Genomic DNA, 12,613 nt, shown 5'->3' on the forward strand with positions numbered 1-12,613 from the left:
CTTATTGAGGTATGTTAATTTCTATTGTAGTTCCCTTACCCGCCTGACTATTTAAAGAGATAGTCCCATGGTGTGCCTCTACCAGCAATTTTACATAACTCAAACCCAGACCGATACCCGGCAATGAGCGGTCGGGAAGATTACTGCCCCGGTAGAATTTATCGAATACACGATTCTGTTCGGAAACCGGAATGCCGATACCATCATCAGATACCCGTATCGTCAACTGATGATCTTGCAAAAGACAATCTACAACGACGTGCACAGAAGTACCTGAATACTTCACAGCATTCTCTATCAGATTACTGATGATGTTGGAAACGTGTACCGGATCTGCCGTCACCAAAGTCTCCGTACTGAAATGTGTCTCAATAGAAACATCTTTATCCTCCGGAATATGATAAAGTCGGACAAGCTTTTCCAGACTCGCTTTTATATCGAACGTACGAACAGAAAGTTGTGTATGTTCATCATCGGCACGCGTCATATCACGCAACTTTGAGAGATAGGCCGACAGATTATCCAGTTCGGACATAGAATCATGGATCACTTCGTCCATTGCTTTCTCATCCATTCGCAAAGACTTGTCATTCAGGAAAGCAATACACATTTTCAGAGCCTGTACAGGCCGTTTCAATTCATGTATCATGGTGTTTACAAAGCTTTTTCGCAATTCGTCGATCCGGCGTTGCTTCAGGATGGTTTTTATCTGAAACAGCAAGCAAAGCCCTAATAGGAAAATCAGGCAGATACTGCCGGATAACTGCCACCCCATACGCACAAGTACTGCATGAGGCGAAACCTTCACAGTAACAAGAAGCAACTGATGTTTCAGGGGATTATAGGGATAGCTTACTTCGATGTACGGATTGAATAAAGTGCCTTGCCGCTTCAGTTCGGCATTCCACTGGTAAGTGGAATCTTCAGAAACGACCAGATGCGTAGTAAACATTTGTTCGTCCAAACGTATGGCAAGCAAGGAATCAAATTGCTGCAATGCAAAAGGTATATCCAACTCTAAACGATAAAGATTAATAATAGAGTTCAAGTTAGGAGCATCTTTATCGGACATATTGATCTTGAATGAATCCTTCACAATAATCCGTTCTTCCGGCAAAAGGGTGTCTAACGCCAATGCCCATTCTCTGCGCTTTGCCTCTCTCTCTTTATCATCCGTACTGGCAGAATCCTGCTGTTCTATTTTGAGAGTTTCTATATTCACCTGTCCCACGCTCTCCAGCTCCCGTCCTTTCAGAACCCCTAAAATTAATTCGTCGATAGTGGTCCGTGCTTCCAAATCAATAGATTTACTTAGTTGATAGAAAAACATATTGCTACTACTAAGCACCTTCTTGGGCTGGGGAGCACGGATAGAGTCATACTGTTGGGTGGTCTGCAAGATGCGATCATAGATATCATTGATCTGTTCATCATTCATGTACTGGTATTGGTTACGTAGCCAGTAAGCCTGTCCGCATGTAATGAGCAGCATCGCTACAATGGAGAATATCCAAACTATCTTAATCCGTCGTTCCATAATTGTTCCTCTTTTTAAGGCCTCTTTCAAAAGGACCTTCATTTGGTACCGGCAAAGGTAGAAGTTAGCTTGCAAATATAAGTACGTGCGAGGCAGATATTATACGCCGCGTAATATTTCAGTAATAACTTTCGCCCTCTTCTGAAGCAAAATCCGCATAGTTTTGCAGTACAATAATCGCTGGAAGCAGTATGTCAAACCTCTAAAAATGTAAAAACTATGAGTGCAAGAATTATTTTCCTCAATCTGTGTCTCGCCATGCTATGCGCATCACAAGCAAAGGCACAAATTATTGTTTCTGATGGAACGAAAATACAGAATGATACCATCGGCGAAGCACAACTCCTTGTGCAATATGAAACGCGCTGCATCATCAATCCGGAGAAACCGGAAAATGTTACGGAAGAAACCATGATGCTGGAAGTAGGCAAAAACCTCTCCAAATTCTACAGTTACACCAAGTATGTATGCGACTCCGTACTGGCAGTGGATTTTGCCAACAAAGCCTCACAGGAAACCATCAATGAACACCTGAAGCAATATGGGCAAAGCAAATTGGGTGAACGTACCTTCAAAGGCTATCCCAGTGGAAAAGTAACAACCCTTGACGAAGTGGCAGGCATGACGCGCCTGCGTTGCGAAGAAGCGGAAGAGCATCCACAGTGGAAGATACTGGCAGAAAACGATAGTGTCCTCTCCTACCTTTGCAGCAAAGCCGAATGTCAATTCAAAGGCCGGACATGGACGGCATGGTTTACTGCAGAAATACCCGTCAGCGAAGGTCCCTGGAAGCTTTGCGGACTACCTGGACTGATACTAAAAGCCGAAGACAGTGAAGGGCATTATTCATTTACCGCTGCCGGTATGGAACAGTGCCACACATACAGACCCATACTCTTCGACGGAAAGAAGCACGAACCGATGAACCGCAAAGCATACAACAAAGTGCACGAACGTTATTATGCCGACCCGGTAGGATTTATCACCGGAAGCATGCCGAACGTCACTGTTACTATAAAAGATGAACATGGCAATGCAACCAAGAACCCGAAGAATGTTCCTTATAACCCGTTGGAACGAGATAAATAAGCTACGAGCTACAAAGTTACCAGCGACAAGTTGCCACGCTATACCCGTAAATAAACAAGACCTTGAAACAGGTTTGATAAAAAGTAACATTTTCGCACACACGTGATAATTCATGAGTTCAGCCGTATATTGAGGGTACCTAAATATGATACTTAGGGTATCTCAGTATCATACTTAGGTATCCTCAGTCGTATACTTAGATGCTCTCTTTTTTACACATTGATAATCAGCAGATTACAAAAGAGTAAAATAAACATATAAATTAAGACAAATATCAATTATTAAATATTCAATTATTTCAGTATATGAATACGAGACTTACGATTCTATTTTTTTTGTTTCTCTTTAGTTTCTTGTCGTCTACCTACGCCCAGACATTGAGCGGCAAAATAACAGATGCAGAAACCAATCGACCGTTGGAGGCAGTCATGATCAGTGTATTACGCGGAAACACAACGATAGACTATGCACTAACCGATGCCAAAGGGCAATTTTCTTTGCCGTGGAAGCATAGCGGAACGCTGCAACTCAATATCTCTTTGTTAGGCTATAAAAGAGAAATGCGAAATATCAATGCGGCAGGAACCCTGAATCTCAGCCTACAACCGGAAGCTATTGTGCTGAAAGAAGTACAGATACGTCCGGGACGCATCAATACCCGAAAAGATACGGTAAGATATGATCTGGCACAGTTTGCTTCCTCTAAAGATGTGCATATCAAGGATGTATTGAAGAAACTTCCGGGCGTGGATGTCGATGAAAATGGGCAAGTTAAGTACAAAGGGAAAGCCATCGACCACTACTTTGTAGAGGGAATGGACGTCACAGGCGGACGCTACAACCAGATCAACAATAACCTGAATGCCAAAGCTGTGAAAACGGCCGAAATCATGGAAAACTATCAGTCCGTAAAGGCCCTGAAAGGAAAGATTAACTCTGAAGAAGTGGCACTGAACCTGAAACTCGATCCGAAAGCGCGGGATCAATGGATAGCTAACACCACACTGGGCGCCGGATGGAGCGATGACAATGATAAACTCTTATGGGAAGGAGGGCTGAATGCCCTTCAACTGGGCAAAGGCAAGCAGAGTGTCTATAATTACAAGACGAATAACAATGGCAAGGACCTTAGCGACGAACAGACAATATTGACAGGGAGCGGTTGGCAGGAAGTGCCACTTTCCGGTTTTCTAGCACAGCCGGGCATCAGTGCACCGTTAGATAAAAAACGCTTATTGTTTAATGAGACGCACACCCTGAATGGCAACCGGATGTACAAATGGAATGAAGATCGCAGTTTACGTATGCAAGCCGGATACACTCATGACGTGATCCGGCAACAACGGGGAAATACGCAAATCTATTATCAGCCAACGGATACCATACAAATAGATGAAACTTATCATTATCGCCTGAGAAGTGATGCCGCCAATCTGGAACTTCGTTATGAAGATAACAGCAATCGCAACTATATATCCAACCGCTTCACAATGGATGGGGAAATAAACCATGGTCGTTCGGAAGAACTCGGGCAAACTCTACGAACTTCCCGGCTGAGTGCGGGAAATTATTTCAATCTCATCCGGAACCGGGAAAATAGTACCTGGGAATTCCGCTCGGCAACACAGTATGCTTACCAGCCCGCATCTTTATTGCTTGAAGAAGGAAAAAGCAAATTCAATCAGCACAGTTTCTATACTGATAATAGTGCGGCATATCTGCGCAAGTACAACGGCTTTACACAGCAATACAAAGTAGGAATACAAGGGGAACGGGCTACAATGAAGTATACTCCGCCTACACAACCTAATGACTTCAACGCCTCTAACCTGTCATTGTATTTCAACCCCTATTTCCAATTGCAACGAGGTAAATGGCTGGCTACACTTTCGCTAGCCCTAAAAGCCCAGCGATACTTCTCACAACAACGTTCATTCCTGTTCTTCAATCCGTCCACGTACTTGCGTTACAAACTGGATTATCATTGGACGTTCTATCTCTATGGCAGCCTGAAACGTTCGGCAGGAGATTTCTCCGACCTATATCCGGGACTTTACCAAACCGACTACCGTACCTGGCGAAGCGGTAACGGCCTTTTTCCAACGAGCACTACGCAGACTTATAATCTCTATGGTGAATATAAAAATACCGTACAAGAATTCTTTGTCACAGCCTCGCTGACCTACAGTCGCAGTAATCGGAATACCCTCTTTGAGCAAAGTGTTTCTGAAAATGCAATTGTCTACACCCGACGTGAGCTGCCGAATCACAGCGATAGCTGGAACCTCAGCAGTACCTTGTCCAAAGGCATATACGACTGGCATCTGAAAGCCTCTCTTACCCTGTTGCTCAGTCGTAGCAACGGGGAGCAACTTACGCGCCTGACTGATAGCGACCCACAAAGTCTTTTGCAAACTTACCGTTATGATTACCTGAAAGCAGAACCTAAGATTATATGGTCGCCCGCAGATCTCTTTGAAGCAGAATATCATGCGACATTGGGGTATGGCGGTAGCAAGATAGGAAGCGATACCCGCCTCAGCCCACTGCTGGACTTTGTACAACGGCTACATCTCACATTCAGCATCGGACAAATAGACCTGCGCCTTTCCGGCGAACATTACCGGAATGATTTAGGAGAACATACACATCTCAATACTGTGTTTGCAGATGCATCCCTTATCTATAAAAGAAAAAAATGGAGATTGGAAGCAAGTCTCAACAATCTCTTCAACAAGAAAAAGTATGCTTACACGACGTATTCAGCCACACAAAGTTATACTTCGCGACTGAATATACGCCCGAGGGAAGCTATGGCGACGGTAAATTATCAGTTTTAACCTATAATACCATTACTGCGGAATAGATGAGTATCCCAAATATTGTTAATCCTCCAACCAATATCGGAGCATAAATATGGGGAACTTTTTCCATTATCTTATGTCCGCTGACTTTCAGGAAAAGGCGATATACGATATATGCTGCAATCAATCCAATAAATGTACCTGCCAAAAGATCACCCGGAAAATGTACTCCCAGATAAATGCGTGAATAGCAAGTCAGCAGTGCCCATCCCATTATAAATACGGTGAGCCATCGCTTACGGAAAAGGAACCAGATAAAGAATGCCAGTCCGAAAGTATTGGCTGCATGGCAAGAAGGAAAGCCATAACGCCCACCCCGATAGCCATTTACAATGTGTACCATATCGGATATCGGATTTTCCAGATTAGCCGGGCGAAGACGCTCCACATAAGGGCGTATCAATGTTGCACCTGTCTGGTCGGCAATGGTAATGACGAGTGCTAACCCAATCATACAGAACAAAGTCACTTTCCAGTGGAAATTGCGCAGCATGACATACCAGATAGCAGCATACATAGGAACCCAAATCCATTTACCACTATATGCACTCATAAAATAATCAAAGAACGGACTGTGCATCCGGTTGATGGAAAGGAATATATCAGTATCAATATCGACTACCTGATTCAAAATGTCTAATAGCATCATCTTGTTTTATCTTTTAGCAATGTCATCATACAATTTCTGTAAATAAGCCTTGCCCGGCAGCAAGTTCCCTCCTTTCGCAGTACCTTCATCTACTGCTACAGCATCTGCTTCACAGTTAAATATCAGCAGGTTCTCCGGTGTTACCATACCGAAAAGGTCCGGAACTGCAAAAAAAGCAAAGTGAGGAGAAGCAGGATTCAACATGTCTTTGCTGAATACAAACTTCTGATGAGGCAAGGATAATTGTGCCAACAGAGTAGCAGCAATATCATGTTGTGAACCGTACACATCAATACGTCTTGGTTCGCTAATTGCACCGCCAACCAATAACAGAGGTATCTGATAGCGGTCTACCGACTGATTATTCAATTGTTCGGGATATGCCCCCAGATGATCGGGCACAAATACTATTACCGTATTCTTCCACTGCGGCAATTCACGGAAACGCTTCACAAAGTCACCTACACAACTATCAGTATAGGCAAAAGCATTCAAACGATCATTCGCCAGACGACGATAGGGAACCTCAAAAGGCTCGTGACTGCTGGAGGTCTGCAATACCCGGTAGAACGGACGGGCATTATCTGCCATAGTTGTATCCGCCGCTTCAGCCTTTATATCTTCCAACAGACGATTGAAAACAAGATGATCGTGTGCGCCCCATTTACTCAAACGCTCTGATACGGAGAAGTCCTGATCTGAAACAATACCTTCAAAACCGGAAGACATCAGGTAAGAACGCATATTCGTAAAGTCGGCATCACCCCCATAATAATATTTAGTACGGTATCCGGCATCACGCAGGCTACCTGCAATAGCAGGAAGATTCTGGGTCTTGCGAGGGTACTTCATAATACTGGTAGTAGGCTGTGCAGGATAACCGCTCAGAATGGATACCAATCCACGGTCTGTACGGAAGCTATTGGCAAAAAAGTTCGTAAAGAGAACTCCTTCACTTGCCAGGCTATCCATCTGTACGGCAATATCCGGCTCGCCACCCAGAGTAGTCATCAACTTGGACGAGAAACTCTCCAGTATGACGAAAATAACATTCGGACGTTCTGTTTTGAATAAAGCTGTGCGCAAAGTATCAGGAACTACCACAGTACTATCCAGTACCTGCGGATCTACCAGCTTCTTCATCAATTCATCTGCCTGTGCCGCTTCCATAAAACGGTATTGTTTACTGAAATCTTTTTGCTTGGAAAGAGATTCCATCAAGCTGAATGCCGGATTGATAGCTGCATGGTTCAGTCGCTGGTTAGAACTGAAATAGGCTTTACCGGTATTCATTGTAGAAACGGTGAATCCACCGCGGATAGGAATAAAAAGCAGGGCAGTCAATAACAACATGACACCCGATACGGACAGGCGGCGATAAGGTAACTTCAGCCCCCTCCAAATGCCTCTCTGTACCCAAAGGAAAATGACATAAAGTAAGGATGCATATACGATCATGGCTATTATTCCACCTATCATCTGCCATATATTCATACTTGCAAATGCATCTTTAGGAGAAGAGAAGAAATAGAAAAGCGGCGTGGCATCCAGACGGAACCCCCAATACTCATATAAACCTAAATCAACAATGAATATGACAGCGAGTAAAATAGCAATGAAGAAATAATAACCATTCCAGATGCTGCGGAGCGTCTTGGAAAGTGTCCAGGCGGACGCAATAAAAAGTAATCCGGGGATAGCCGTTAGATAGCCAGCCAGCGAGAGGTCAAGGGGTAAACCATTCCAGATAACCAGGAAGGGATCTGTCCAGGAAGTACCTGCATACAAAGAACTGTAGTAAAGTATAAATAACGGTTTCTGCAATATAAAGATACAGACGAAAAGGATGTACGTCTTTATCAATCCTATAAGCCTTTCTTTCATCAGCTTTTTCTTGTTTTATATTTATATTGAGCACAAAAATAGTTGTTTTATTCTATTTTTCGCGAATATTGTTCAAGAAAACCGTGAAAGATAGGCTTATAAGAGTATTTTTATTATCCGTTTACACGTTTATAGTCTTCCAGGAACTTTTTCAGTCCGGAATCCGTCAATGGATGATTAAGCAGACCTTTAATGGCAGACAATGGACAAGTTGCTACATCGGCACCTACTTCAATACATTGCATAATGTGTGCTGTATGACGAATAGAAGCCGCAAGAACTTGTGTGGTATAGCCGTAATACCGATACATTTCCACAATCTTACCTACCAGTGCGATACCATCCTCACAGATATCGTCCAGACGTCCCACAAACGGAGATACATAAGTAGCTCCCGCTTTGGCAGCCAGCAAAGCTTGTCCTACAGAAAATACCAATGTACAATTGGTACGGATACCTTTGGAAGTGAAATATTTGATAGCCTTGATACCATCTGCGATACAGGGAACTTTTACTACGATATGCGGGTTGAGTGCAGCAAGCTCTTCACCTTCCTTAATCATACCTTCATATTCCGTAGCAATAACCTCGGCACTGACATCACCTTGTACGATGTTGCAGATTTCCACATAATGTTTCCGCTGATTATCTACTCCTTTGATGCCCTCTTTCGCCATAAGCGAAGGGTTGGTGGTTACTCCATCGAGAACGCCCATATCATAGGCTTCTTTGATCTGGTCTAAATTTGCAGTGTCAATAAAGAATTTCATGGCATAAACTGTTTATTGTGATTAAAAATATAAAGTTACATAAAAAGATATGAAACCTCAAATTATAAGGCATATATAATTAGAAACAGATAGTTTAGTTAAATGTTTTCGACTATTTCTGTTTCTTTGATTTAATTTTTGCTCGTACCACTTCTATCATGGCAGGTAATATGGAAATTACTATAATTGCTACAATCAGCAATTTAAGATTTTCTTGCACCACTGGAAGGTCTCCGAAGAAATAGCCGGCATAACAGAAAAGCGCTACCCAGGCAGCTCCTCCTATCAGATTGTATACCATGAAATAGTAATAATGCATCTTCCCCATTCCTGCTACAAATGGAGCAAAAGTGCGCACTATGGGAACAAACCTTGCTATGATTATAGTCTTACCACCATATTTTTTATAAAATTCATGTGTCTTATCCAAATGACTTTGTTTGAATATTCTGGAATTGGGATTATTAAACAGTTTGTTCCCAAAGAAATGCCCTATCATATAGTTACAAGAATCTCCCAGCACAGCAGCAAAAAACAAAATAAGAACAAGGATATTTACTTCAAGCGGTGTTCCAGGTAACGAAGCTATAGCTCCCGCTACAAAAAGTAATGAATCGCCCGGAAGAAAAGGCGTAACCACCAACCCTGTTTCACAAAAGATGATTATGAACAATATTACATAGGTCCAGGTATGATATTCCTGCACAATAGCTATCATGTATTGATCAATGTGAAGAATAAAATCTAATATAAATTCCATTACATATTGATTATTAACAATAAAGTATATACATATTCCACAACATAAATATAGCCCTCCAGCTACTCCTTATGACAGAAATATATATGAATTGATATAATTAAAGAGAATATAAAGCACAGAATGCCTTATAAGAGAAAGAAGATTTAAATAATAATACGCCTTAAAGCATAGATATAATATCTACTGGAATATTGAGTAAGAGAAAGATGATATGGAAAATAAAACCTCTTTTCTTCAGGAAGTAAAACTTTTATAGATTTAACAATCTTGGCTACAACAGAAAATGCATTGAATCTCAGGACTTGTGAAGAAGGAATATTACTACGTGAAACAGATGTTGCTATATTGCCAATAGCCTTACTTGCATATTCTCCTCCATAAACAATCTTTTTACATTGCTCTGTATTCACATTGGATAAGTTGCATTCTGGTCTACTCTGTTGCAGTTCTGTTACACGAAGTTCTTTGTACTCCTTCATATCATTGGATACAGACTCAAATCCCGATACAAGGAATACACTTAACAATATGCAAAATAAAAATATATACTTCGCCATAACGGCTGCAAATATAAAAAGTATTTTTCAGAGATGAATCATTTTAGTCCTTTATCTTGCAAACCTATTTTATTCTTTTCCGGGCAATGTATACAGAAAAAGTGGATCGTCATACATATAACACACCTGATATAATAACTTCCCATCTGATATCACCCTGCCCCAATGGTCAAGTTTATAACGGGCTACCGGATTACCACCCCAATCATATTGTTCCACAAAGATATATCCATCACCTTTACCGTTTTCACGCGATACCTGAAGTGGAGTACGTCCGCTATAAGTCAGGAAGAAGTAATCGTCAGTAGCAGATATTCCCCAATAATAAGTCACATTATCCGGGCCTAATGTAAGTACATCATTCTTGGCTTCCACACCGTCAACATCAAAAGTTATATCCCGTACAGTTTGAGCAGATGTATCCATTACCAGGATTTTACGAAAATATTTATAAGCATATACCATCCTGTTACCGGAAGGAGAGACTATAAAATCACCGATATACGGACTCCAGGAACGATGTTTCTTACTAAAAGCAAGATTATATATTTGCTCCGTTTGCAAACTGTCTCCCTGATAAACAGTACGAATTATCGCCTTTCCCCTCGGCACATTATCAGCATAATAGAAAGTATCCCGGGAAACTGCACATATCTGCCGGTCTGAATAAGAAGCACCTTTGATTGATTTAAAGGTAAAAGGAAAAGCTCTCAATACACCCGTCGTATCAGTTTCAAACAGTTGCATAGTACCCGTTTCATAAACATACGTACCGGGAGCAGACACACCTGAAGATACCAAATGAGGAAAGTTAAATTCATTAGGTCCATTTCCTCCTATTCCGAAAGAAGTGATATAACGGAAATCCGGTAAACGATACCAGTGGAAGAAACAGTCCAGACCTTCATCTGCCGGTTTCACTATTTCAACCGTTCCATCCTGGCGGCGGATATAAGACATAGCAGGACGATTTTGTAAAAGGAAATATCCATCTCTAATCAGCATCTCCGGTTCTGACATTTTAAAAACAGGACCTTCTTCATCTAATATTTGGTGGGTACCAGCCAATTCGATCAGCTCTCCGAAGTCCTCGTCTTTTAAAGTTACACATCCAGCCACCAGAGGAGCATCTTGTATCATCTTTGGAGTTTCTGCAACAATCGTATCGTTCGACTCCTGCTGTTTCTGCTCTGCCCGCGACTTGCAGGCAGAGAAAAACAATAGAGACAGCAATATAATGTAAAGTAAGTGTTTCATTTATTATTTCAACTTAGCGTACAGAATATAGTTATTATCATTCTCATGAATACTATCTGCCAGTTTCTGCATGCGTTCCCGGTCGGTAGCCGGAATATCTTTAGCATTTTCCAGATACTTTTCCAATGTTTCCTTCAAAGTCACAGGCTCCATATTAGCTGTATAATATCCATTTGAACAATTGTATGGAAACCAGGGAATCGGCAAATTACCCAGATAATCATTCTCTACTTTATAGAAAGCGCCCTTCAAAGATTCTTTATCCATAATAAAATCAGCTGGCACTTCTGTAGTAAAATTATTTTCATCCAGCTGCTTCTCTACAGATGTACTTCCCAGGAAATGACGCGGCAATTCCTTGTAATCATGAATGGGGATTTCTTTCTTAGCAAAATCCATAGTGAAACGAGGATTCAAACGCCCGTTGGCATAGTGATAAAGACTGTCCGGACGACGTTCCCAAAATACAAAAAGAGAAACATCAAAGTCTGCACCATTTTTATTGCTATACACTTCATTGCTAAAGTCCGGTTTGATGGCTAAATGGCGTGAACGTATCGTATCTTGTATTTCTCCATTGAATTTCTGAGTCCATGCCACATACGGCAAATAATCAAAAGGCAGAAGGAATACAGACAAAAGGGAATCCTTTGTATTTGCCTTGAAGACACCTTTCGGCACCAAACCAGGCAATGGAATACTCTGTACAGCTTGTCCTTTCAAGTCATAAGCCAGTAAAGATTTTGCATTCCACGGAAGCAAGTATATGCGTCCACCTGTTTCATCTATCTGAGCATCATAAATCAGCTGATACTCACCGGGACCTTGGCCGAAAGATCCCACATTAGCAAGAAATTTCCCTGATTTATCAAAAAGCTTAAAAGGAGTCTGATCCTTACCCCACACTAATATATAATTGTCGGAAACAATCACATTTCGTACAGGCACCAATGCTTCATCCCGATTGTCCAACTTCACAATCTGCAATTCATCTGCAAAATAACTCAACGGAAGTACCACAGTATCTTTCAATGCCGACAGATTACAAACCCATATGGAATCTCCATTTATAACCTCCACCGAACCAGCTATCGGCTGTGTATCCAATGCTGAGTTTTTCTGACTTTGACCTCCATTTGAACAGGAACTCAATCCCCCAATAAACATCAGGCTTGCCAGCCATCCAGCACTTTTCCATTGCTTGTTTTTCATATTCTTATTTTTTATGTGAAACAATGAGACA

The 12,613-nt window shown here is 41.7% G+C and carries 10 protein-coding genes; 2 read left to right on the forward strand and 8 right to left on the reverse strand.

Annotated elements, in window-relative coordinates:
- Window position 1: 1 nt before the first annotated feature.
- Window positions 2–1,537 carry a sensor histidine kinase gene (locus BWI44_RS06015; RefSeq protein WP_118477260.1) on the reverse strand — a complete coding sequence of 512 codons (1,536 nt, stop codon included), beginning with the start codon at window positions 1,535–1,537 and terminating at the stop codon, window positions 2–4.
- 219 nt (window positions 1,538–1,756) lie between these two features.
- On the opposite strand from BWI44_RS06015, the gene BWI44_RS06020 reads away from it, so the two are divergent.
- Window positions 1,757–2,626, forward strand: coding sequence for a GLPGLI family protein (locus tag BWI44_RS06020; protein WP_118308063.1), 870 nt, complete (start codon window positions 1,757–1,759; stop codon window positions 2,624–2,626).
- 305 nt (window positions 2,627–2,931) lie between these two features.
- Window positions 2,932–5,466: a carboxypeptidase-like regulatory domain-containing protein gene (locus BWI44_RS06025; RefSeq protein WP_195208232.1), complete on the forward strand. Its 2,535-nt coding sequence runs from the start codon at window positions 2,932–2,934 to the stop codon at window positions 5,464–5,466.
- A gap of 1 nt (window position 5,467) precedes the next feature.
- On the opposite strand, the gene BWI44_RS06030 is transcribed toward BWI44_RS06025, so the two are convergent.
- From BWI44_RS06030 to BWI44_RS06060, 7 genes are all read right to left on the reverse strand, one after another.
- A complete protein-coding gene (locus tag BWI44_RS06030) occupies window positions 5,468–6,139 on the reverse strand; it encodes a phosphatase PAP2 family protein (protein ID WP_195208233.1) in 672 nt (223 codons plus the stop codon).
- Window positions 6,140–6,145: 6 nt separating this feature from the next.
- Window positions 6,146–8,023 (reverse strand): LTA synthase family protein, encoded by a 1,878-nt coding sequence (locus BWI44_RS06035; RefSeq protein WP_195208234.1) that lies wholly within the window; start codon window positions 8,021–8,023, stop codon window positions 6,146–6,148.
- A 113-nt stretch (window positions 8,024–8,136) separates the two neighbouring features.
- Window positions 8,137–8,793, reverse strand: a complete 657-nt coding sequence (gene fsa, locus BWI44_RS06040; RefSeq protein ID WP_007664365.1) for a fructose-6-phosphate aldolase — start codon at window positions 8,791–8,793, stop codon at window positions 8,137–8,139.
- Between the two features lie 112 nt (window positions 8,794–8,905).
- A complete protein-coding gene (locus BWI44_RS06045; RefSeq protein WP_195208235.1) occupies window positions 8,906–9,553 on the reverse strand; it encodes a DedA family protein in 648 nt (215 codons plus the stop codon).
- A gap of 146 nt (window positions 9,554–9,699) precedes the next feature.
- Complete coding sequence (locus BWI44_RS06050; RefSeq protein WP_117707606.1) at window positions 9,700–10,113, reverse strand: DUF8440 family protein; 414 nt, start codon at window positions 10,111–10,113, stop codon at window positions 9,700–9,702.
- 69 nt (window positions 10,114–10,182) lie between these two features.
- A complete protein-coding gene (locus BWI44_RS06055) occupies window positions 10,183–11,370 on the reverse strand; it encodes a BF3164 family lipoprotein (RefSeq protein WP_115501589.1) in 1,188 nt (395 codons plus the stop codon).
- Window positions 11,371–11,373: 3 nt separating this feature from the next.
- Window positions 11,374–12,582, reverse strand: a complete 1,209-nt coding sequence (locus BWI44_RS06060) for a DUF4934 domain-containing protein (protein WP_118294323.1) — start codon at window positions 12,580–12,582, stop codon at window positions 11,374–11,376.
- Between the last annotated feature and the right edge of the window lie 31 nt (window positions 12,583–12,613).

It is taken from the genome of Bacteroides sp. Phil13 (genome assembly GCF_001940965.1).
Taxonomy (GTDB): domain Bacteria; phylum Bacteroidota; class Bacteroidia; order Bacteroidales; family Bacteroidaceae; genus Bacteroides; species Bacteroides intestinalis.

Coding starts and splice junctions, on each gene's coding strand:
- BWI44_RS06030 (WP_195208233.1), bottom strand. CDS start 6,139: ATGATGCTATTAGACATTTTGAATCAGGTAGTCGATATTGATACTGAT.
- BWI44_RS06045 (WP_195208235.1), bottom strand. CDS start 9,553: ATGGAATTTATATTAGATTTTATTCTTCACATTGATCAATACATGATA.
- BWI44_RS06050 (WP_117707606.1), bottom strand. CDS start 10,113: ATGGCGAAGTATATATTTTTATTTTGCATATTGTTAAGTGTATTCCTT.
- fsa (WP_007664365.1), bottom strand. CDS start 8,793: ATGAAATTCTTTATTGACACTGCAAATTTAGACCAGATCAAAGAAGCC.
- BWI44_RS06055 (WP_115501589.1), bottom strand. CDS start 11,370: ATGAAACACTTACTTTACATTATATTGCTGTCTCTATTGTTTTTCTCT.
- BWI44_RS06025 (WP_195208232.1), top strand. CDS start 2,932: ATGAATACGAGACTTACGATTCTATTTTTTTTGTTTCTCTTTAGTTTC.
- BWI44_RS06060 (WP_118294323.1), bottom strand. CDS start 12,582: ATGAAAAACAAGCAATGGAAAAGTGCTGGATGGCTGGCAAGCCTGATG.
- BWI44_RS06015 (WP_118477260.1), bottom strand. CDS start 1,537: ATGGAACGACGGATTAAGATAGTTTGGATATTCTCCATTGTAGCGATG.
- BWI44_RS06035 (WP_195208234.1), bottom strand. CDS start 8,023: ATGAAAGAAAGGCTTATAGGATTGATAAAGACGTACATCCTTTTCGTC.
- BWI44_RS06020 (WP_118308063.1), top strand. CDS start 1,757: ATGAGTGCAAGAATTATTTTCCTCAATCTGTGTCTCGCCATGCTATGC.